The sequence below is a fragment of the Citrobacter sp. A316 genome (assembly GCF_002042945.1).
Lineage (GTDB): Bacteria > Pseudomonadota > Gammaproteobacteria > Enterobacterales > Enterobacteriaceae > Citrobacter > Citrobacter portucalensis.
Genome location: NZ_MVFZ01000018.1, coordinates 81845 through 103729, shown reverse-complemented (window position 1 = coordinate 103729; position 21885 = coordinate 81845). Strand labels below are relative to the sequence as shown.

Below are 21885 nucleotides of genomic sequence, written 5' to 3'. Positions count from 1 at the left end.
TGTATGGAACTTTACCTTGATACCGCCAACGTCGCGGAAGTTGAACGTCTGGCACGCATCTTCCCTATCGCAGGTGTTACCACCAACCCAAGCATTGTAGCGGCAAGCAAAGAATCCATCTGGGATGTACTGCCGCGCCTGCAAAACGCCATCGGCGAAGAGGGTATTCTGTTTGCCCAAACCATGAGTCGAGACGCGCAGGGCATGGTGGAAGAAGCTAAACGCTTGAGCAATGCGGTGCCTGGTCTGGTAGTGAAAATCCCGGTGACATCCGAAGGTCTGGCCGCGATTAAGATGCTAAAAAAAGAGGGTATCACCACGCTGGGAACCGCCGTTTACAGTGCTTCTCAGGGGCTACTGGCTGCGCTGGCGGGAGCTAAATATATCGCACCTTACGTTAACCGTATCGACGCGCAGGGCGGCGACGGAATTCGCACTGTACAGGAACTGCAAACGTTACTGGAACTGCATGCGCCAAACAGCATGGTACTGGCAGCCAGCTTTAAAACCCCGCGTCAGGCGCTGGATTGCTTACTGGCAGGATGTGAAGCAATCACCCTGCCATTAGACGTAGCGCAACAAATGCTCAATACCCCTGCGGTAGAGTCAGCAATAGAGAAGTTTGAGCAGGACTGGAACAACGCATTTGGTCACATCAACCTGTGAGGGAAATAAAGTATGGATCGCATTATTCAATCACCTGGTAAGTACATCCAGGGTGCCGATGTTATTACCCGTCTTGGCAGCTACCTCAAACCATTGGCAGAACGCTGGCTGGTCGTTGGGGACAAGTTTGTCTTAGGTTTTGCCCTGGGCGCACTGGAAAAAAGCTTCCAGGATGCCGGACTGGCGCTGGAAATTGCACCGTTTGGCGGCGAATGTTCACAAAACGAAATCGACCGTCTGCGCGGCGTGGCGGAAAAAGCGCAGTGTGGCGCAGTACTTGGTATTGGCGGCGGTAAAACGCTGGATACCGCCAAAGCGCTGGCGCACTTTATGGGCGTGCCTGTCGCCATTGCGCCAACCATCGCCTCTACCGATGCGCCGTGCAGCGCGCTGTCCGTCATTTACACCGATGCCGGTGAATTCGATCGCTATCTGCTGCTGCCCAACAACCCGGACAGGGTCATTGTTGATACCAAAATTGTCGCGGGCGCACCGGCGCGTCTGTTAGCTGCGGGTATTGGCGATGCGCTGGCGACCTGGTTCGAAGCCCGCGCCTGTTCACGTAGCGGCGCAACCACCATGGCGGGCGGTCAGTGTACTCAGGCGGCGCTGGCGCTGGCAGAGCTGTGCTTTAATACGCTGATCGAAGAAGGTGAAAAAGCGATGCTGGCAGCCGAGCAGCACGTGGTGACTCCAGCACTGGAGCGCATCATTGAAGCTAACACCTATCTGAGTGGCGTTGGTTTTGAAAGCGGTGGTCTGGCAGCGGCTCACGCCATTCATAACGGTCTGACCGCAATCCCGGATGCGCATCACTACTATCACGGCGAGAAAGTGGCTTTCGGTACGCTGACGCAGTTGGTGCTGGAAAACGCGCCGGTCGATGAAATTGAAACCGTGGCGGCGCTGTGTCATTCCGTTGGACTGCCAATTACCCTGGCGCAACTGGACATCAAACAGGATATCCCAGCGAAAATGCGCATTGTGGCTGAGGCAGCCTGTGCCGAAGGCGAAACCATCCACAACATGCCTGGCGGCGCAACGCCGGACCAGGTATATGCCGCCCTGCTGGTGGCTGATCAGTACGGTCAACGTTACCTGCAAGAGTGGGAATAAGCTGCCAATAAAAAATCCCCGCAATCGCGGGGATTTTTTTATTCATACCATGCCGGATACGCGCAAGCGACATCCGGCATTGCCTGTTACAGCAGATCGAAACGATCCAGGTTCATCACTTTCACCCATGCGGCAACGAAATCTCTCACGAACTTCTCGTGGGCATCGCTGCAGGCATAAACTTCAGCCACTGCGCGCAGTACAGAGTTAGAACCGAACACCAGATCGGCGCGGGTTGCGGTGTATTTTACTTCACCGCTCAGACGGTCACGACCTTCGAACAGCTCTTGTGACTCATCAACCGCCTTCCACTCATGACGCATATCCAGCAGATTGACGAAGAAGTCAGTGCTGAGTACGCCTGGACGATCGGTAAAGACGCCGTGCTGGCTACCGTCGAAGTTGGTGCCCAGTACGCGCATACCGCCCACCAACACGGTCATTTCCGGTGCGGTCAGCGTCAGCTGCTGTGCTTTATCAATCAGCAGCGACTCGGTGGTCGACACGTCAGGACGAGAGCGGTAGTTACGGAAACCATCAGCAATCGGCTCGAGCAGTTCGAACATCTCAATATCCGTTTGATCCTGGCGCGCATCCACGCGGCCCGGTGCAAAAGGAACCTTAATGCTGACACCCGCAGCGCTAGCCGCCTGCTCTATACCGACAACACCGGCCAGCACGATAATATCGGCTAACGAAGCGGTATGGGCTGACTTATAAATGCCTTCCAGCACAGGCAGTACGCGTGCCGCGGTAGCATTCACATCCCAGCCACGCTGTGGGTCCAGCGCCAGACGCGCACCGTTAGCGCCGCCACGTTTATCCCCACCGCGGAAAGTTGATGCGGAAGCCCACGCTACCGATACCAGTTCACCCACGGACAACCCGGAAGCGGCGATGGTCGCCTTCAGCTTCAGAATATCTTCTTCGCTTGGATTGAAGAACGCATGCGGCAGCGGGTCTTGCCAAATCAGATCTTCTTTTGGCACTTCCGGTCCGATGTAGCGCGATTTTGGCCCCATATCACGGTGCGTCAGTTTAAACCACGCACGGGCAAACGCTTCGTTGAACGCCTGTGGATCGTTCAGGAAACGACGGGAGATCTTCTCGAATTCAGGATCGAAACGCAGCGTCAGGTCGGTAACCAGCATTGTTGGCTTACGTTTTTTCGACGGATCAAACGGATCGGGAATAATTTCTGGCGCGTCAACGGCTTCAAACTGAATCGCGCCTGCCGGACTGCGGGTTTGCACCCACTCATATTTGAACAGGTTCTCGAAGAAATAGTTGCTCCATTGGGTCGGCGTCTGCGTCCAGACCACTTCCAGGCCGGAAGTAATTGCGTCTGCGCCCGCGCCGCTGCCGTAGCTGCTGGCCCAGCCCAGACCCTGCGCTTCAATCGGCGCGGATTCTGGATCGGCGCCTACGTGCGAAGCCGGTGCTGCACCGTGGGTTTTGCCCAACGTATGACCGCCGCCAATCAGCGCCACGGTTTCTTCGTCGTTCATGCCCATGTTACCGAAGGTCGCACGAATCGCCGCTGCCGCAGAAAGCGGTTCGCCGCTATGGTCCGGCCCTTCCGGGTTTACATAGATAAGACCCATTTCGGTTGCGCCCAGCGGCGCTTTCGCCAGCTCTTCCGGATGACGGTGGGTCAGCCAGGCTTTTTCATCACCCCAGTTTACGTCGAGATCCGGTTCCCAGACATCTTCACGACCGGCACCAAAGCCAAAGGTACGGAAGCCGGAGTTTTCCAGCGCCACGTTGCCCGCAAGGATAAACAGGTCGGCCCAGGAAATTTTTTGACCATATTTCTGCTTGATTGGCCACAGCAGACGACGCGCTTTATCCAGGCTGACGTTGTCCGGCCAGGAGTTCAGTGGTGCAAAACGCTGCTGTCCGCGACCCGCGCCACCGCGTCCATCGATGGAACGATAGGTCCCTGCACCGTGCCATGCCATGCGGATAAATAATCCGGCATAAGTTCCCCAGTCAGCGGGCCACCACGGTTGAGATTCGGACAGAAGGGCTCTGAGATCCCCTTTCAGGGCAGAATAGTCGAGTTTGCTAAACTCTTTACGGTAGTCGAAGTCCTCACCCAGCGGGTTCGAACGATTGGAATGTTGGTTTAAAAGATCAACGCGGAGTTGGTTAGGCCACCAGTCGCGGTTATTCGTTCCTGCTCCCGCACTCTGATCGTGACCGCCCTGATGAAAAGGACACTTACCGGCAGTTGATGCGTTCTGGCTATCGTCGGACATGCTCATCTATATGCTCCCTTTACAGTGTTCTGACTACGATATACACCACCAGAGATAAGATATAGTCGAAATAACCCACAGATTCGATAGCTAATTCCTTTTATATTTTAAGTTACAGAGATGTAGATCAAAATGATCAATAAAAAGCCCTCCGTAGAGGGCTGGGGCATCTGTTTAATTCGGTCTTACACCTAGTGTGTGACAAATAGCGTAGCTCATCTCGGCGCGATTTAGGGTATAGAAATGAAAATCTTTCACCCCTTCGCGACTCAGGATCTTCACCATGTCCATGGCGATATTCGCTCCCACCAGCTTGCGGGTTTCGGCATCATCATCCAGACCATCAAACATGGTCGACATCCAGGAAGGGATACGAACATTGGTCATATCGGCAAATTTTTTCGCCTGTTTAAAGTTGGATACCGGCAGGATGCCCGGAATAATTTCCACATCGATACCCGCAGACACACAGCGATCGCGAAAACGCAGATAGCTTTCTACATCGAAGAAAAACTGGGTAATCGCGCGGTTTGCACCGGCATCTACCTTGCGTTTCAGGTTCAGCAAATCGGCCTGAGCGCTCTTCGCTTCTGGGTGTACTTCCGGATAAGCCGCAACGGAGATATCAAAGTCCGCAACGTCTTTCAGCAGAGTCACCAGGTCAGAGGCATACATATCCGGTTTACCGCTTCCCGGCGGCAAGTCACCGCGCAGAGCAACAATATGACGAATACCGTTATTCCAGTAGTCCTGAGCAATGGTCCGCAGCTCATCGCGAGTTGCATCAATACAGGTCAGGTGCGGAGCCGCTTCAAGGCCAGTGCGATCCTTAATGCCTTTAATAATGCTGTGCGTACGGTCGCGCTCACCAGAGTTTGCACCGTAGGTGACTGAAACAAACTTCGGCTTCAGGCTGCTCAGGCGATCGATGGAGTTCCACAGGGTTTGCTCCATTTCACTGGTGCGCGGCGGGAAAAACTCAAACGAAACGTTAATCTGACCCTGTACTTCCGCCAGGCTCTGATTCAGGGCTTCCCGCTGGTTGGCGTGAAAAAAGCTCATACCTTACCTCATCAATCTTTTGTCGTTATATGTTGTGTTGTGAACTGCTATACGTTTAGACGTCTAGATGTAAAAATGACGGAAAAGCATGCTGGCGTCAACACAAAAATCATCGTTAAAGGTGAGGAATACTCAGCCAACGTGAAAAAAATTCACATCAGCCTGAAATAATGAGGGATTGCGTCATGGCCGTCTGCAGCCACGCTAATTTTGTTACGTTCTCAGGCAGCATCAGCAACCCCGTACTAATACGTAATTCGGTATCGGTAAGCGGAAGAAAGGTCACGCCCTGACGCTGGATAGCCGAAAAGGAGGCCGGAATCAGGCTCAGACCGTCACCCTGCGCGATCCGCGCCAGCAGCACGTCATGTTCCAGCGGCTCTTCAATACAGGCAGGCGAGTAACCCGCACGACGAAAAATGTGTCGGGTGTAATCAAAGAAGGCGGGGTTACGATCACGTTTGAACCAGAACAGTGGCCGGTGGTTCAGCGCCGTTAACGAGAGCGACGGCAGCGTCGCTTCTGCCCACTGCGCGGGTAAAGCGGCGATCATCGATTCTTGCCAGCCAAGCGGCGTGACGCTAAGCCCCGAGGCCTCAAGCGGTAGTGCTACCACCGCGGCATCCAGTTTTCCCCGACGCACCTGGCGCGCCAGTTCAGGCGAACTATGACGGACAACATGCAGCTTCTGTACTCGCGTAATAAGCTGCGACTCAAGTGCAGCGAAAACGCCCTGCTCAAACGCCGTACTTAGCCCTAAGCGCAGAGATTGCTCCCCCGTTTTCGCTAGCTGACTCAGCGCCGTCCAGGTTTTATCCTGTAGCGCCAATAGCGGGAGCACGATATCAAGCACACGCTGGCCGTCCTCCGTCAGCGTAAGCCCACGGGTATGACGGACAAAAAGCGTCACTCCCAGGCGTTCTTCAAGCTGGCGAATATGGCGACTCAGCGGCGGCTGCGACATAAACAAACGCTGCGCCGCCCGACTCATATTGTTCTCTTCCGCGACTACGGCAAAGTAACGCAGCAGGCGAATATCCAGAGAGTGCAAAGACGGGGTTGTCATACCGAAAAGGTATCACGGAAACGGTATTATCCCAATCATTCCGCACGCTCTATCCTCACGCCACAGACCACATGAAAGAGGAAGAAATGATGCCTTCAGAACGCTTTATTACCGGTCAGAAGATGTTGCAAAAAGTGGATGGTAAAGGGGGCGATGCAGTCGTCGAAAGTCTGCAAGATATTGCCCCAGATTTCGCCCAATACCTGATTGAATTTCCTTTTGGCGACATCTATTCAAGACCAGGGCTGGATTTACGCAGTAGAGAAATCGCTACCGTCGCGGCATTAACTGCGCTGGGTAACGCCGCACCGCAGTTGAAGGTACATATTGGCGCGGCATTACACGTAGGTTTAACGCAGGATGAGATCGTTGAAGTGATTATGCAGATGGCCGTATATGCTGGCTTCCCCGCGGCACTCAACGGCTTGTTCGCCGCAAAAGAGGTGTTTGCCTCCCACAAAGGCTAAAACAACAGGCCAGCAGAATATCTGCTGGCCTGAGCTCACTACGGTTTCACATCGACCACACGCATGCCTTTGAGTTGCTCATCCGTCAGCGTATTTCCTGCTTTGAAATAATCAACGACCGCATTAGAGACATAGTAACCACCGGATGTGTTACGCGCTTTACCTTCGGTAAATGTTGTAAAACCATCACCGCCGTCTGCCAGGAAGCTATTGGTGGCAATGTGATAAACCGTGGCATCCTCAATGGGTTTGCCGTTTAACGTCAATACGGTGACCCGCTGACCAACCGGTTTACTGCTGTCATACTTCATCTCCAGTCCTTTGGACACCTGCAATACACCGTTGCTTAAACTCGCGCCATGCTCCATCAGGCTGCGCAACTGCTTACCGGTAAGATCCATGGTTGCCAGCTCATTCGGGAACGGGAAGGTGCTAATGACTGCGCCCATGGTGATGGCTCCAGCAGGGATTTCATTCCGGATGCCGCCCGAGTTAGTGAGCGCTAACTGGGTATCTTTACCCGCCGCAGCCAGCAACGCATCTGCCGCCAGATTTCCCAGGGAAGAAGATTCACCGTAAGCACGCGTCAGCTCAACCGGGGAGTTGGCAACCGTTTGTTGTACCACTTTATCGAGCTTTTTATTCCAGCCATCAATGACCTGTTTCGTCTGCGGGTCTGGCTGCCACTCATCAGCAAAAATGGTCTTCAACTCGAAGTTCTTCACGGTAAATTGATGCGGTTTCTGCTGGTAATCCAGCACCAGTTTACCCACATCAATACCACCGCTGTCGGTAGAAAGAATCAGGGTGTTACCGACTTTAATCGGCTCCGGCGTGCCCACATGCGCATGACCGGTGATCAGGATATCCAGCCCCTTCACCTGGCTTGCGGTCTGGATGTCTTTATCCAGCGCACGGCGCACATCGGTACCCCCCAGACTGGACTGACGTGCTGGCGTGCCTTCATGGATCAGCGCCACGGTAAGATCGACTTTGCCTTTAAGCTCATCGATATAGCGTTGCAACCACTTCACTTCATCCCGCGCCTCGATCCCGACACGTGTCGCAGCGGAAACCGTATCATCAAAAGCAAACACGCCGTGCAGACCAATCACGCCAATCTTCACGCCATCTTTCTCAATGATGGTGTAGGGCTGATCCCAAAACTTTTTGCTGCTGTTTTGATAAAAGATATTGCCCTGCACAATAGGGAATTTCGCCTGACTCAGCTGCAACAACGTATTGTCCCAACCGTGATCAAATTCATGATTACCCATGGTGACAGCATCAAAATTCATGGTGTTCATGATATCGATAATCGCCTTACCCTTGGTCAGGCTGCTGATATATGGCCCGGTAAAATAGTCACCAGCATCAAAAAACCAGGTGGCGCTATTTTTCGCTTTCTCCTGCTTCACCATCGTCGTGATATTGGCCCAACCACCAATGTCACGTGAGCCATTAGCAATCCATGGGACTTTATAAGGTTCGACATGGGCATGGAGATCGTTGGTATAGATAATCGTGACATCTTTGGCACTGGCCCAGAGCGGCAAAGAGACCAGAACACCAACAGCAAGCATTTTTAACTTCATAATCAATCCCTTTCAGTCATATAAAGAATCGCTACGTTACGTTCTGAAAGGTTTTTTTATGTGAGAAAAATCACATCCGTCAGGGATAGTCGCGGGTCAAAATCAACGACCCTTAAAAATCGTTGGTAATCCGATGATGCCTCTGTTCACTATCAATTGCTGCAAGTCCTTCGGCTGTCAAAATTTGGGACAGGATCATTCAGTTGATTACCATTGGCCAGATTATCGGCTGGGTTATGCCGCACTGCATTGCCGGGCATGCGGCAGCTATCCCCCGCTGTTTAACGAGGAACAGTTCCATAGCTGGTTGTCGGCATATTTAGCGGATTTTGCGATCAATAGAGGTCAGTTTTGCCCACATTGTTATCAGCGGAAAACCATCCGCTATGGGCACAATCCCCAGGGCAGCCAACGAGTTCAGTGCCGGAGCTGCAAACAAGTCTGGACACCAAAGCAGCAGCCGCTCACCACCATTGTTCCACCAGAACAAATAGCGACGGTTCCCTTAATCGTACCTTTTCAGGGATCCAGCACCGACCAAAAACTCTATATATTGCTCAGTTTTGACGCTATTCGCGGTGATGTGTTGCATGTTTCCAGTAATTTCACGCCCCATCCCATTGGAGACTCATTACGTTACCGCTGGCGCGGCATCGGTGAAGCAACTGCAACGCATGATGATATTGTTGAGCGAGTCAGCCAGCGGGAAACCCAGTTTTTACGCCGCAGCCAGTTTGACGAAATTCAGTACGGCAGCGCGATGCTCAAACGTAACGCCAGCGGCGCGATTTTACGTCCGGTAATTGCTGCCCATGGGCATTTCCGTCTGCTGAGCCATCTGTGGCCGGAGGTAAAAACTCACATTATTGCCCACGAATGTTTTCTGCGCGGCGCGGCGATTACCGCATGGGCGGAACAGTTTCGCCATCATCACGCCTCGCTGTGGTTTATTGATGAAGAAATCAACAACGATAAGCGCACGCTGCCCTGGCAATTGCAGGGTAAAACCTATCAGGGGTGGTGGCGAAACCAGTGGCAGATTTGGCAACGAGGCGATTCGCGTAAAATGGTGTGTTTGTTAACGGAGGGGCAGGTTGAAGAAGGCGCGTCAATAACCCTGGCGGCAAGCCATCATTTTCTCGCCTGGTTGCGGCAACAGACGGAATTTCAGCAAAGCCCCCGTTACTCCGCCCATTCGGTGTTTCAGACGATAAGGACGCTGGTAGATCAATACAACGCCCTGATCACCCAGCGCGATTTGCCCGGTGGCGCTGCCGCTTACCGGGCCTACGGTTCATGAAATATGTAGGCCGGATAAGCGTAAGCGCCATCCGGCAACGCAAACTACAGCAGCTGCGCCAGACGGTTGATGTCTGACTGAATAGCTCCGGCGGTGACGTCACGACCTGCGCCCGGTCCACGGATCACCAGCGGGTTATCGCGATACCAGCGGCTTTCAATGGCGAATACGTTATCGCACGGCAGCAGCGCTGCCAGCGGGTGTTCAGGACGAACCGCTTCAACGCCAACGCGTGCTTTACCGTTAGCATCAAAACGCGCCACATAGCGCAGCACCAGCCCCATTTCACGCGCCGCTTCCAGACGCTGCACCATCTGCTCGTTCAGCTCATCGCCATTCTCAAAGAAATGGTCAATCGAGCCTTCTTCACAGTGCGCAGGCACCAGCGATTCCACGCGAACCTGGCCCGGTTCGATGTCGTAACCTGCTTCACGCGCCAGAATCACCAGCTTACGCATCACATCTTTGCCGGAAAGATCTACGCGCGGATCGGGTTCAGTCAGACCCTGTTGCCACGCCTGATCCACCAGATCGGTGAACGGGACCGTGCCATCAAATTGCAGGAACAACCACGACAACGTGCCAGAGAAGATCCCACTGATCGACAGAATGGTATCTCCGCTATCAATCAGATCGCGCACGGTATGGTTGATCGGCAAACCTGCACCCACGGTGGCGTTATACAGCCAGTGGCGACCGGTTTTTTCAAAAGCGTCATGAATTTGGCGATAATTATTACTGCTGCTCGCCCCCGCCAGTTTGTTGGCGCTGATAACGTGGAAACCATGGCTGGCAAAATCCAGATACTGATCCGCCAGTTGCTCGCTGGCAGTGACGTCCAGCACCACTAAATCATCATACGGGTGAGCACGCATCCACAGGAATAGAGACTCTTCATCCTGCTCTACCGCCTCATCATCAAAGAAGGCTAACGCGCGGCTGGCATCCAGTCCTTCGTAATTCAGCAGGCTACGACGGCTATCAACCACACCCGCCAGCACAAACTCGAATCCGGTACGCGCCGAGAGCGTGCTCTGCTCGCGAGCGAACAGCTCCAGCCAGCGCGAGCCAATGTTGCCTTTGCCGAACAGCACCAGACCAATGCGTTTTTCCGCGCGGAAAATTGACTGATGCAGACCCTGAATCAGGCTCTCCGTTGGCCCAGTACGCAGTACCGCGACCAGGCTGATACCCTCTTCCGACTGCCAGGTGAATTCAACCGGTTGACCTTTCAACTGTTGCCAGAAACGGTGGCAGTGCAGCGGATTACGGGTGACGCCCGCCCCGACCATCGCCACCAGCGCCAGCCCCTGGCGCAGACGCAGCTCGCCTGGCAGGCCAGCTTCATCCAGAATTTTTAATGCGCCGTCAGCGACTTCGGAGGTATAGCAAAATTGCAGCAGTTGGCGGTCAGGATGGACACCCACTGCCAGCGGACGCACCTGGGTACGTTTTAAAACCTGGTCGATCTCTTTATATGCCAGCTTAAAGTCCTGGCCAGTCGGAACCAAAAACTCAATCAGGCAGACGTCATCATGACTGGTCACAATACGCGCCCCGGTACCGGAGGCCAGTACGCGTTCAATGCGCGTTGAACCTTGCTCCGGCGTATAGCTACAACGCAGTTGAAGATCGATATCGCTACCGGAAACCGGCTGTAAGGTACGGGCATGGAGAACCGGCGCCGCCAGACGCGCCAGCTCGCTGGCTTCATCCAGACGCAGCAGCGGCAGCAAACAGGCGTCTTTTACTTTACGCGGGTCCGCGCTGTAAACCCCGGCGACATCGCTCCAGATAGTTACGCGGGAAACGCCCGCCAGCGCGCCAACCTGCGTCGCCGAGTAGTCGGAGCCGTTACGCCCCAGCAGGACCGTTTCACCGGCATTGCTGCGGCTAATAAAGCCGGTCACCACCAGCCGTTTACCCGGATGCTGCGCCAGCAGTTGCTGTAGCAATGGGTAAGAAAGACCTTCATCTACCTGCGGCTGAGCACCGCGTTCAGCACGTAAAAAATCGCGCGCATCCAGCCAGGCTGACTCCAGCCCCTGTTGGTTAAGGACGGCAGACATCAAACGCGCGGACCATACCTCACCATGCCCAACAACTTCAGCATAGACGGCATCGTTCACACCGCTGTCGAGTAATCCGGCCAGACGCTCCAGATCGTGAATAAATGCGCCAATCAGTCCATCCGCGATCTCAGGCGGTAACAAACCGCTGATAAGCTCGCTCTGATAGCGACGTAGCGCCTGTTGAACCTGATGCGCAGAAAGGCGATCGGTCTGGCTTAATTTCAGCCAGCTAATCAACTGGTTAGTGGTACTGCCTGCGGCTGAAACAACCATCATGTCATCAGGCTGCGAGTACTCCGCCATAATGCCTGCGACACGCAGATAACATTTCACGTCTGCCAGACTACTACCACCAAATTTGTGCAGTTGACGACCCTTCGCCCCTGCCTGCGCAATCACACTCATGTTTACCCCTTGTTTGCAGCCCGGAAGCCATTTTCCAGGTCGGCAATTAAATCTTCGCCATCTTCAATACCGGTGGAGATACGCAGCAGCGTTTCGGAAATTCCGGCAGCAGCACGCGCTTCTGGCGCCATGCCCGCGTGTGTCATGGTTGCGGCGTGGGAGATCAGACTTTCAACGCCCCCTAACGATTCCGCCAGCGTAAACAATGACAACCCGCCGAGGAAGCGGCGCAGCGTTTGCTCATCACCATCCAGTTCAAAACTTAACATCGCGCCAAAGCCTTTTTGCTGACGCGCGGCAATCTCATGGCCCTGATTATCCGGCAATGACGGGTGATACAATTTTTTCACCAGCGGGTGAGTTTGCAGATAATCGACTATCGCCTGAGCATTACGTTGCGCCACCTCCATACGAGGAGACAGAGTACGCAGGCCGCGCAACAGCAGATAACTATCAAACGCGCCGCCGGTCACACCAATATTATTCGCCCACCATGCCAGTTCAGTGACCGTTTCCGGATCTTTCGCTATCACAACACCAGCCACCACGTCTGAGTGACCGTTTAAATATTTCGTGCATGAATGCAACACCAGATCGGCGCCCAATGCCAGTGGATTTTGCAGTGCCGGGCTTAAAAAAGTGTTGTCGACCACGCTGACCGCGCCAGCTTCACGCGCCAGCTGGCAGATTTTCGCAATATCCACCACGCGCAGTAGCGGGTTGCTTGGGCTTTCTACCAGCACCAGCTTCGGTTTTTCCGCCAATGCGGCCTGCAATGCTTGCTCATTTCCTTGATCGACAAACAGGACGCGGTAACAGCCACGTTTTGCCAGACTGTCAAACAGTCGGTAGCTCCCGCCGTAGCAGTCATGCGGTGCGACCAGCAAATCGCCTGGCTTGAGGAAGACCGTGGTCACCAGATGAATCGCCGACATGCCAGTATTGGTCAGCACAGCACCTGCACCGCCTTCCAGTTCCGCCAGCGCACGCTGAACAACATCGCGCGTTGGGTTACCGCGACGCGAATAGTCATGGGCGCGAGGTTCATTAAATCCGGTAAAGTTATAGGTGCTGGAGAGGTGAATCGGCGGGACAACGCAACCGTACTGTTCGTCGTCATTTAACCCGCTACGCACTGCGATGGTGGCCTGTTTACGCGTCATATTGAGGAGATCCTGGCTGAGTCGGTGAAAAGTCAGACACCAGAGTAATCATAGTTACAATAGCCGTCAATACATCTGGACATCTAAACTTCTTTGCGTATAGATTGAGCAAACTGGAAATAGCCGTTAAAATTATATGCATTAGCGTACATCTGCGTCGGCTTACTTCGTGTCAGGGCCACGCCACTACGATAAACTACGCGCAATTATGGTCCGGGCTCAGGTTCTGGCCTCAATATTAATGACGAAGAGGATTAGGTATCTCATGGCTGAATGGAGCGGCGAATATATCAGCCCATACGCTGAGCACGGTAAGAAGAGTGAGCAAGTCAAAAAAATTACGGTTTCCATTCCTCTGAAGGTGTTAAAAATCCTTACCGATGAACGCACGCGTCGTCAGGTGAACAACCTGCGCCACGCCACTAACAGCGAACTGCTGTGTGAAGCGTTTCTGCATGCTTTTACTGGGCAACCCTTACCCAACGATGACGACCTGCGTAAAGAACGCAGTGATGAAATCCCGGAAGAAGCCAAGGTAATCATGCGTGAACTGGGTATCAACCCGGAAACGTGGGAATACTGATAGTTAGAACGGCAATGGGCGTGTAGAGGCGGGAATGCTCCCGCCTTTTCTCACTGTGTTACTTACTAATACCATTGAGTTTATTCAATTTTTCTTCCATTTTGAGCGTTTCCGTACGGTTCAATGGGTAGAAATAAATCAGAATGACCGCCGCCAAAAACAAGCATAGAGCCGGCAAGAGATTAGCCATCGTATAAATATTTTCCTGCACAATGCTGGTTTGTACTGCACCACCTGTTGACGATGATTGATAGCCAATGATAGCCAACATAAAGCCACCAATCGCCCCTGCGCATGCCTGACCAACCTTGCGCGCAAAGAAATTCACACCATAAACCGTGCCATCCTCGCGATCGCCTGTGACATACTGGTGGTAGTCACAAACATCAGTCATAAACGCCCAAATCATCAGGTTGAATAACCCTGCTCCCAGCGTCGCCAGGAACAAGAAAACCAGATAGACCTTGGCATCCGTAATGTGGACAAAGTACATAATCACATACATGACCACGGCAAAAAGCAACGCGCCTACGCTAGCTTCTTTTTTACCAAACCGCTTCGTGAGCCAGGATGCTGATGGCGCCAGCAAAACCAGGGAACCAAAGGTAAACAGCAACGCGACTGACATCGCCTCTTTATTGTGGAAATAGTCATTAAACAGGTAAGTCATGTTGGTACCGGACAACCCCTGATTAATTACAATCAGCAAATCCACAACCACTAAAACAATCAGCGCCTTATTGCGTGCCAGTCCCTTCAGCAACACCGAAACGGGCATGCTCTCTTTTCTCTCCACGCGTACGCGCTCCGTCGTTAAATGACAGGTCAAGGATAAAAAGATCAAGCCCAGCACTGCGCAACCAATGGAAATCCAGAAGAAGTGTTGCCCGGAAATCACCTGGCTTCCGTCCACCAGGGTGGTGTACATCAGGATCGGAATGAAAAAGCCAGTTGCCCCACCGCCAATTGCGGACCCAACGCTACGCCAGGTTGAAAGCGATACACGATCATCCGGATTCGAGCTAATCGCCGCAGACATAGCACCGTACGGAATACTCACGGTCGATAACAGCGAACCGTAAATGAAATAGGAGCAGCAGATGTAGATAATTTTCGCCGTATAAGAAAAATCATTCACAAACGGCAGGAACAGGACAACCGCAATGATGCAAAATGGATACTTCATGCGACGCACCCACGGGTTAAAACGTCCATGTACCGTCAGTTTAGAGGTATCGCATAAGCGCCCTACACCAACATCGACGAACGCATCAAAGAGTTTGGTGACAAAATAGAGTGAGCCAACAATAACGCCGGAAATACCGAGGACGTTAGTGTAATAAATCATTAAAAAACTATTAACTAAGCCAAGAATAAAACAGGTTCCGAGGTCACCACATAAATAACCAATTTTATCCCGAATTCCGAAAGGTCTGACGGCAGTGGTTTCATTATTTCCGATAATAGTTCCATCATTAGACATGATGTCAACTCCTTAGACATATTATTCACACAAACTATGCTTATCGACGTAATCAGCCGATACGAAAACTATTACCGATTAGAAGTTATAACCAAGACCGACACGATAACGGGTCTGACGATCGTCTGTGGTGGTAGTGTTATAACCCGAGGAAACGTTGCCAACTTCAACAAATGGAACCCATGAGCCTAGTTTATACGCCACGCGGAAGTTATATTCATAATCATCTTTCCGGTTGTTATATAAATCTTCGCTATCGGCAATTTTATAAATCCCATTTAGCTCAAACATCCAGTCATTGACGTTATAACCAAGCCAAGCTTCCGGACGATAGACCATGCGGTCATCTTTGCCGTCAGTGTTTCTGCGCATGTACTCCTGGCGATAGCGGAACGCGGTCCACCAGCTGTCGTTGATGTTGTACTGCACGCGGATATACGGCTTATAAATCGCGATATTATCGCCCGTTTCGATCGCAATGCCGGGCTGCCAGACAAGACCCTGCCAGGTGAACTGGTAGCTTGCGGTGTACTCGTTGCCGTTACTTTCCATATTATTCCACGCATCATTTGATTGCGTGTTTTCGGAACGAGAAATGGCTTCTACTGCCACACCGAAACCCGTAGCAAAACGGTGAGACATATAAACACGATCGTAATTACGTCCATCGTCATAATATTCATGTCGGTAATCAACATAACCTGCTTGTGCGGCCGCAGAGAATAATGGAATCAGTAATAACGCAGATTTCAATTTCATGACAATCCCTCTTCACACTCAATAACGGAAATTATCCATTTCGTTTTGTCCATAAAATGGGAAAACAAAAAGGCTTTTAGATTAATTTTATATTTCCACAAAAGTGTATTTTAGAAAGAAAGCAGAAACCTTTGGCATTTTGCCAGGAACTGGTAAAAGTGGCAAAAGACAGAAGATAAAAAGGACGCAGATCACCAGTATAAATATTTAATCGAAAAAATAAAACGATGTTTTACTTATTAAATAAAATAGATTATTCAATGCATCAATATATATTTCAGTTCTGAACCGCAGAAACAAAAAAAGCGCCATAAGGCGCTTTTTTCTGACAGCTGAAACTTACTTGCTGCCTGGGATGCTGAAACGCTTGTTGAAGCGATCAACACGGCCACCGGTAGCAACATCACGCTGCTTGCCAGTATAGAACGGGTGGCACTGACCGCACACGTCCAGGTTCAGATCGTGACCGACGGTAGAGCGGATTTTCATGACGTTACCGCAAGAGCAGTTTGCAGTAATTTCTTCGTATTTCGGGTGAATATCTTTTTTCATGGGAAAACCTCGGTTTAAGGCCGCGTCGCTCTTCCAGCCCTAACGCCAGACACCACGCGATGTTAATTATTCCCCGTCACCTTTCACGCTGCATCAACAGCCTGAAACTCTCGGGTAATGGTCAGTATTTGACGCAATCAATTTGCATCAAAGGCGGCGAATCATACAGAAATTAACCTGCTCATGCAAACTGATCCGCATTCTACCCTCCACTAATGTGTATACTAACCCGCCAGATTTCAAGTCAGGATGATTCAATGCCCGTTGCGCACGTTGCCTTACCTGTTCCGCTACCTCGCACCTTTGACTACCTCCTGCCGGACGGCATGAGCGCCAAAGCAGGGTGTCGTGTACGCGTGCCCTTTGGCAAGCAGCAGGAGCGCGTGGGTATCGTCCTTTCCGTCAGCGAGCACAGTGAACTGCCGCGGAGCGAATTGAAAGCCGTTCTCGAAGTGCTGGACAGCGAACCGGTCTACTCGACCTCTGTCTGGCGTCTGCTGTTATGGGCGGCTGATTATTATCATCATCCCATCGGTGACGTACTGTTCCACGCTCTGCCAATTTTACTGCGCCAGGGACGCCCGGCGACAAACGCACCCATGTGGTACTGGTTTGCCACTGAAGAAGGCCAGGTTATTGACCTCAACAGCCTGAAGCGTTCTCCCAAGCAGCAACAGGCGCTGGCTGCATTACGCCAGGGGAAAATCTGGCGCGACCAGGTGGCTGAACTGGAATTTAATGACGCTGCATTACAGGCACTGCGGAAAAAAGGGCTGTGCGATCTGGCGAGCGAAACGCCTGGCTTTAGCGACTGGCGTACGCACTACGCGGTTTCGGGTGAGCGACTGCGGTTGAACACCGAGCAGGCCACCGCCGTCGGGGCGATTCACAGCGCCTCAGACAGTTTTAGCGCCTGGCTATTAGCGGGCGTAACGGGATCAGGCAAAACAGAGGTCTATCTCAGCGTTCTGGAAAACGTCCTGGCCCAGGGCAAGCAGGCGCTGGTGATGGTGCCGGAGATTGGCCTGACGCCGCAAACTATTGCCCGTTTTCGCGAACGTTTCAATGCGCCGGTCGAAGTCCTGCACTCCGGTTTAAACGACAGTGAACGTCTTTCAGCCTGGCTGAAAGCAAAAAATGGCGAAGCGGCAATTGTTATCGGCACACGCTCGTCGCTGTTTACGCCGTTTAAAAATCTCGGCGTGATTGTCATCGACGAAGAGCACGACAGCTCTTATAAACAGCAGGAAGGCTGGCGCTATCATGCGCGCGACCTCGCGGTTTACCGCGCCCATAGCGAGCAGATCCCGATTATTCTCGGTTCAGCCACCCCGGCGCTGGAAACGCTGTGTAACGTGCGGCAGAACAAATACCGCATGCTGCGCCTGACGCGTCGCGCCGGAAATGCGCGCCCAGCCACTCAGCACGTGCTGGATCTCAAAGGTCAGCAGGTGCAGGCTGGGCTCGCCCCTGCGCTTATCACCCGGATGCGTCAGCACCTGCAGGCGGATAACCAGGTGATCCTGTTTTTGAACCGCCGGGGTTTTGCGCCTGCGCTGCTGTGCCACGACTGTGGCTGGATTGCCGAATGTCCGCGTTGCGATCACTACTACACGCTACATCAGGCGCAGCACCACCTGCGTTGCCACCACTGCGACAGCCAGCGCCCAATACCGCGTCAGTGTCCTTCCTGCGGCTCAACGCATATGGTTCCGGTAGGGCTCGGCACCGAACAGCTTGAACAGGCGCTGGCACCTTTTTTCCCCGGCGTGCCAATTTCACGCATCGATCGCGACACCACCAGCCGTAAAGGGTCGCTGGAGCAGCATCTGGCAGAAGTGCATCGCGGCGGCGCACGAATTCTTATAGGCACGCAAATGCTGGCCAAAGGCCACCACTTCCCGGACGTCACTCTGGTGGCGCTGCTGGACGTTGACGGCGCGCTGTTCTCCGCAGATTTCCGGTCAGCGGAACGCTTCGCCCAGCTCTACACGCAGGTCTCTGGCCGTGCCGGACGCGCCGGGAAACAAGGCGAAGTGGTACTGCAAACGCACCATCCTGAACATCCGCTGCTGCAAACCTTGCTGTATAAAGGCTATGACGCGTTTGCCGAACAGGCGCTGGCCGAGCGACAAACGCTCCAGCTCCCCCCCTGGACCAGCCATGTGATCGTACGGGCAGAAGATCATAACAACCAGCATGCGCCAATGTTCTTGCAGCAGCTACGGAATCTGATCCAGGCCAGTCCGTTGGCCGATGACAAACTCTGGGTGCTCGGCCCGGTTCCCGCCCTGGCGCCCAAACGCGGTGGTCGCTATCGTTGGCAAATTTTGTTGCAACATCCATCACGAATTCGCCTGCAACATATCGTCAGCGGCACGCTGGCGCTGATCAATACGCTACCCGATGCACGCAAGGTTAAATGGGTGCTGGATGTCGATCCCATCGAGGGATAACCCCTCACGATGCGAGGCGGATCGTAAAATTAAAGATCCATCACACTTTTTATGAAAATTCTGTAACCGCTTCCATTCACTATCTGATAAAAATGTTTCAGATGAAGGTCATCCAGGGACGAGTCTGTGCAGCAGCTCTCTGGCGAGGAGAAAGAGTGAAACCGAATAAGCAGGTTGCCGCCGCTACGATGAAAGATGTTGCTCTGAAGGCGAAAGTCTCAACGGCAACCGTATCCCGCGCATTAATGAACCCGGACAAAGTCTCGCAGTCAACCCGTAACAAGGTTGAGCAGGCAGCGCTGGAAGTGGGATATTTACCCCAATCAATGGGACGCAACGTTAAGCGTAATGAGTCGCGTACCATTCTGGTGATTGTGCCTGATATCTGCGATCCGTTTTTTAGCGAAGTGATTCGTGGCATCGAAGTGACTGCCGCAGAACAGGGATACCTGGTGCTTATTGGCGACTGCGCGCACCAGAACCAACAGGAAAAGACGTTTCTTAACCTCATTATCACTAAGCAGATCGATGGCATGGTACTGCTCAGCTCGCGCCTGCCGTTTGATGCCAGCGTGGAAGAACAGCGCAATTTACCGCCAATGGTCATGTCCAACGAGTTCGCGCCAGAGCTGGAACTCCCTACCGTCCACATTGATAACCTCACCGCCGCCTTTAACGCGATGAATTATCTGCTGGAACTGGGGCATAAACGCATTGGCTGTATCGCCGGACCCGAAGATATGCCGCTGTGCCATTACCGTCTGCAAGGTTACGTTCAGGCATTACGTCGCAGCGGAATTACGGTCGATCCACATTTCATCGCGCGCGGTGACTTTACCTATGAAGCGGGAGCCAATGCGTTAAAGCAGCTCCTTGAACTACCGCAGCCGCCTACCGCTGTCTTTTGTCACAGCGACGTCATGGCGCTGGGCGCACTCTCTTACGCCAAACGTCAGGGTCTGAAAGTCCCTGACGATTTATCCATTATTGGCTTTGATAACATTTCGCTCACGGAATTTTGTGATCCACCCCTGACAACCGTCGCACAGCCGCGTTTCGATATCGGACGTGAAGCTATGCTGTTACTGCTCGATCAATTACAAGGGCAGAGCGTCAGCAGTGGCTCACGTTTACTGGACTGCGAGCTTATTATTCGGGGTACTACCCGGGCACTGACGTAAAGTAAAGTGCTTTCGGACTCCCCTGTCTGGTCAAAGGCCCGCCGCTTAAGTAACATGGCGGGCTGACGAACGAATAAATACAGCGAAACGATAGTGGCACAACGAGATTATGTACGTCGCGGCCAACCGGCACCTTCGCGGCGCAAGAAGAGCACATCACGGAAAAAACAACGCAATACGCCTGCGGTATCGCCCGCAATGGTTGCTATTGCTGCAGCCGTACTCGTGACCTTTATCGGTGGTCTGTACTTCATTACGCATCACAAGAAAGAAGAGTCCGAAACGCTGCAAAACCAGAAAGTCACCGGTAATGGCATTCCGCCAAAACCGGAAGAGCGCTGGCGATACATCAAAGAGCTGGAAAGCCGTCAGCCTGGCGTACGTGCGCCTACCGAACCGTCTGCGGGCGGCGAGGTGCTGAACGCCGATCAGCTAACCAATGAGCAGCGCCAGCTATTGGCGCAAATGCAGGCTGATATGCGTCAACAGCCGACACAGCTCAACGAAGTACCGTGGAACGAGCAAACGCCTGAACAGCGCCAGCAAACGTTGCAGCGTCAGCGTCAGGTGCAACAGCAGCAGTGGAATAACGCACAGCAGCAGGCTCAGCAGCCGCGTCCGCGGGCAACGGAACAGCCTTACCAACAGCAGCAAACACGTACAGCGCAAGCCGCGCCGGTACAGCAGCCGAAACCGCAGCCAAAACCGGCTGCGCAACAGCCGTATCAGGATCTGCTGCAAACACCGGCGCATACCGCCGCAGCTCAACCGAAAACGCAGCCGGCCGCGCCAATAACCAATGAAACGCAGCCGCCAAAACAGACGGCTGAGAAAAAAGATGAACGCCGTTGGATGGTTCAGTGCGGATCATTTAAAGGCGCTGAGCAGGCAGAAACCGTACGGGCACAGCTGGCCTTTGAAGGCTTTAACTCCCGTATTACCACCAATAACGGTTGGAATCGTGTGGTCATTGGTCCGGTCAAAGGCAAAGAGAATGCCGACAACACCATCAGCCGCCTGAAGGTTGCTGGTCACACAAACTGCATTCGACTCTCCACTGGGGGTTGAAACCCCCAAAATCCCCCCCATCTATACTTGCATTACGCCCCGCATACTGTGCGGGGCCTGTACATTGCATTTGTAACCAAGGGGTCTGCTCGTGACAACAATAGTAAGCGTACGCCGTAACGGCCATGTGGTAATCGCCGGTGATGGTCAGGCCACACTGGGTAACACCGTAATGAAAGGCAACGTGAAGAAAGTCCGCCGTCTGTACAACGATAAAGTCATCGCGGGCTTTGCGGGCGGTACTGCGGATGCATTCACGCTGTTTGAACTGTTTGAACGCAAGCTGGAAATGCACCAGGGTCACCTGGTGAAAGCTGCCGTTGAACTGGCAAAAGACTGGCGTACCGACCGTATGCTGCGCAAACTCGAAGCGCTGCTGGCCGTCGCAGATGAAACTGCATCGCTCATCATCACCGGTAACGGCGACGTCATCCAGCCAGAAAACGATCTGATTGCTATCGGCTCCGGCGGTCCCTACGCCCAGGCTGCTGCACGCGCTCTGCTTGAAAACACCGAGCTTGGCGCACGCGAGATTGCTGAGAAAGCGTTGGATATTGCAGGGGATATCTGCATTTATACCAACCACTTCCATACCATCGAAGAATTGAACTCCAAAGCGTAAGGATCCCC

The 21885-nt window shown here is 53.0% G+C and carries 18 protein-coding genes; 9 read left to right on the top strand and 9 right to left on the bottom strand.

The genetic code is table 11. The features are described 5' to 3' along the window. The first annotated feature begins 3 nt into the window (after positions 1 to 3). On the top strand, positions 4 to 666 hold the full coding sequence (fsa, locus tag BZK41_RS27075) for a fructose-6-phosphate aldolase (RefSeq protein ID WP_003825157.1): 663 nt from the start codon (positions 4 to 6) through the stop codon (positions 664 to 666). 12 nt (positions 667 to 678) lie between these two features. After that, a complete protein-coding gene (locus BZK41_RS27070) occupies positions 679 to 1782 on the top strand; it encodes a glycerol dehydrogenase (RefSeq protein ID WP_139762637.1) in 1104 nt (367 codons plus the stop codon). Between the two features lie 86 nt (positions 1783 to 1868). Here the strand turns inward: BZK41_RS27070 and katG are convergent, their stop codons facing one another. The 3 genes from katG to BZK41_RS20330 form a co-directional block, all read right to left on the bottom strand. Continuing rightward, entirely contained in the window at positions 1869 to 4049 is a 2181-nt protein-coding gene (katG, locus tag BZK41_RS20340; protein ID WP_079939339.1) for a catalase/peroxidase HPI, read from the bottom strand. A gap of 168 nt (positions 4050 to 4217) precedes the next feature. Beyond that, positions 4218 to 5105 carry a methylenetetrahydrofolate reductase gene (gene metF, locus BZK41_RS20335; RefSeq protein ID WP_003825161.1) on the bottom strand — a complete coding sequence of 296 codons (888 nt, stop codon included), beginning with the start codon at positions 5103 to 5105 and terminating at the stop codon, positions 4218 to 4220. 157 nt (positions 5106 to 5262) lie between these two features. Further along, positions 5263 to 6171, bottom strand: coding sequence for a LysR family transcriptional regulator (locus BZK41_RS20330; protein WP_079939338.1), 909 nt, complete (start codon positions 6169 to 6171; stop codon positions 5263 to 5265). Positions 6172 to 6260: 89 nt separating this feature from the next. Between BZK41_RS20330 and BZK41_RS20325 the strand changes: the two genes are divergently transcribed. Next, entirely contained in the window at positions 6261 to 6638 is a 378-nt protein-coding gene (locus tag BZK41_RS20325; protein ID WP_079939337.1) for a carboxymuconolactone decarboxylase family protein, read from the top strand. Positions 6639 to 6676: 38 nt separating this feature from the next. Here BZK41_RS20325 and BZK41_RS20320 read toward each other — a convergent pair whose 3' ends face one another. After that, positions 6677 to 8233 (bottom strand): bifunctional UDP-sugar hydrolase/5'-nucleotidase, encoded by a 1557-nt coding sequence (locus BZK41_RS20320; protein ID WP_079939336.1) that lies wholly within the window; start codon positions 8231 to 8233, stop codon positions 6677 to 6679. A gap of 133 nt (positions 8234 to 8366) precedes the next feature. Here BZK41_RS20320 and BZK41_RS20315 point away from each other — a divergent pair, with 133 nt between their 5' ends. After that, positions 8367 to 9533, top strand: a complete 1167-nt coding sequence (locus BZK41_RS20315; RefSeq protein WP_079939335.1) for a cytoplasmic protein — start codon at positions 8367 to 8369, stop codon at positions 9531 to 9533. A gap of 44 nt (positions 9534 to 9577) precedes the next feature. On the opposite strand, the gene metL is transcribed toward BZK41_RS20315, so the two are convergent. Both metL and metB read right to left on the bottom strand, forming a co-directional pair. Then, a complete protein-coding gene (metL, locus tag BZK41_RS20310) occupies positions 9578 to 12010 on the bottom strand; it encodes a bifunctional aspartate kinase/homoserine dehydrogenase II (RefSeq protein ID WP_079939334.1) in 2433 nt (810 codons plus the stop codon). A 2-nt stretch (positions 12011 to 12012) separates the two neighbouring features. Beyond that, positions 12013 to 13173 carry a cystathionine gamma-synthase gene (gene metB, locus BZK41_RS20305; RefSeq protein ID WP_079939333.1) on the bottom strand — a complete coding sequence of 387 codons (1161 nt, stop codon included), beginning with the start codon at positions 13171 to 13173 and terminating at the stop codon, positions 12013 to 12015. 265 nt (positions 13174 to 13438) lie between these two features. Here metB and metJ point away from each other — a divergent pair, with 265 nt between their 5' ends. Then, entirely contained in the window at positions 13439 to 13756 is a 318-nt protein-coding gene (gene metJ / locus BZK41_RS20300; protein WP_003825168.1) for a met regulon transcriptional regulator MetJ, read from the top strand. 58 nt (positions 13757 to 13814) lie between these two features. Here metJ and BZK41_RS20295 read toward each other — a convergent pair whose 3' ends face one another. From BZK41_RS20295 to rpmE, 3 genes are all read right to left on the bottom strand, one after another. Next, positions 13815 to 15239: an MFS transporter gene (locus BZK41_RS20295; RefSeq protein WP_079939332.1), complete on the bottom strand. Its 1425-nt coding sequence runs from the start codon at positions 15237 to 15239 to the stop codon at positions 13815 to 13817. 78 nt (positions 15240 to 15317) lie between these two features. Continuing rightward, positions 15318 to 15998, bottom strand: coding sequence for an oligogalacturonate-specific porin KdgM family protein (locus tag BZK41_RS20290; RefSeq protein ID WP_079939331.1), 681 nt, complete (start codon positions 15996 to 15998; stop codon positions 15318 to 15320). 339 nt (positions 15999 to 16337) lie between these two features. Continuing rightward, entirely contained in the window at positions 16338 to 16550 is a 213-nt protein-coding gene (rpmE, locus tag BZK41_RS20285) for a 50S ribosomal protein L31 (RefSeq protein ID WP_008787040.1), read from the bottom strand. A 257-nt stretch (positions 16551 to 16807) separates the two neighbouring features. Between rpmE and priA the strand changes: the two genes are divergently transcribed. From priA to hslV, 4 genes are all read left to right on the top strand, one after another. Then, positions 16808 to 19006, top strand: a complete 2199-nt coding sequence (gene priA, locus BZK41_RS20280) for a primosomal protein N' (protein WP_079939330.1) — start codon at positions 16808 to 16810, stop codon at positions 19004 to 19006. 155 nt (positions 19007 to 19161) lie between these two features. Then, positions 19162 to 20187 (top strand): DNA-binding transcriptional regulator CytR, encoded by a 1026-nt coding sequence (gene cytR, locus BZK41_RS20275; protein ID WP_003825179.1) that lies wholly within the window; start codon positions 19162 to 19164, stop codon positions 20185 to 20187. A gap of 93 nt (positions 20188 to 20280) precedes the next feature. Then, positions 20281 to 21255 (top strand): cell division protein FtsN, encoded by a 975-nt coding sequence (gene ftsN, locus BZK41_RS20265; protein WP_079939329.1) that lies wholly within the window; start codon positions 20281 to 20283, stop codon positions 21253 to 21255. A 91-nt stretch (positions 21256 to 21346) separates the two neighbouring features. After that, a complete protein-coding gene (gene hslV / locus BZK41_RS20260) occupies positions 21347 to 21877 on the top strand; it encodes an ATP-dependent protease subunit HslV (RefSeq protein WP_003028805.1) in 531 nt (176 codons plus the stop codon). Positions 21878 to 21885 lie beyond the last annotated feature (8 nt).

Excerpts from the sequence above, each read along its gene's own strand:
- fsa (WP_003825157.1), top strand. The coding sequence starts at position 4 with ATGGAACTTTACCTTGATACCGCCAACGTCGCGGAAGTTGAACGTCTG.
- BZK41_RS27070 (WP_139762637.1), top strand. The coding sequence starts at position 679 with ATGGATCGCATTATTCAATCACCTGGTAAGTACATCCAGGGTGCCGAT.
- katG (WP_079939339.1), bottom strand. The coding sequence starts at position 4,049 with ATGAGCATGTCCGACGATAGCCAGAACGCATCAACTGCCGGTAAGTGT.
- metF (WP_003825161.1), bottom strand. The coding sequence starts at position 5,105 with ATGAGCTTTTTTCACGCCAACCAGCGGGAAGCCCTGAATCAGAGCCTG.
- BZK41_RS20330 (WP_079939338.1), bottom strand. The coding sequence starts at position 6,171 with ATGACAACCCCGTCTTTGCACTCTCTGGATATTCGCCTGCTGCGTTAC.
- BZK41_RS20325 (WP_079939337.1), top strand. The coding sequence starts at position 6,261 with ATGCCTTCAGAACGCTTTATTACCGGTCAGAAGATGTTGCAAAAAGTG.
- BZK41_RS20320 (WP_079939336.1), bottom strand. The coding sequence starts at position 8,233 with ATGAAGTTAAAAATGCTTGCTGTTGGTGTTCTGGTCTCTTTGCCGCTC.
- BZK41_RS20315 (WP_079939335.1), top strand. The coding sequence starts at position 8,367 with ATGATGCCTCTGTTCACTATCAATTGCTGCAAGTCCTTCGGCTGTCAA.
- metL (WP_079939334.1), bottom strand. The coding sequence starts at position 12,010 with ATGAGTGTGATTGCGCAGGCAGGGGCGAAGGGTCGTCAACTGCACAAA.
- metB (WP_079939333.1), bottom strand. The coding sequence starts at position 13,173 with ATGACGCGTAAACAGGCCACCATCGCAGTGCGTAGCGGGTTAAATGAC.
- metJ (WP_003825168.1), top strand. The coding sequence starts at position 13,439 with ATGGCTGAATGGAGCGGCGAATATATCAGCCCATACGCTGAGCACGGT.
- BZK41_RS20295 (WP_079939332.1), bottom strand. The coding sequence starts at position 15,239 with ATGTCTAATGATGGAACTATTATCGGAAATAATGAAACCACTGCCGTC.
- BZK41_RS20290 (WP_079939331.1), bottom strand. The coding sequence starts at position 15,998 with ATGAAATTGAAATCTGCGTTATTACTGATTCCATTATTCTCTGCGGCC.
- rpmE (WP_008787040.1), bottom strand. The coding sequence starts at position 16,550 with ATGAAAAAAGATATTCACCCGAAATACGAAGAAATTACTGCAAACTGC.
- priA (WP_079939330.1), top strand. The coding sequence starts at position 16,808 with ATGCCCGTTGCGCACGTTGCCTTACCTGTTCCGCTACCTCGCACCTTT.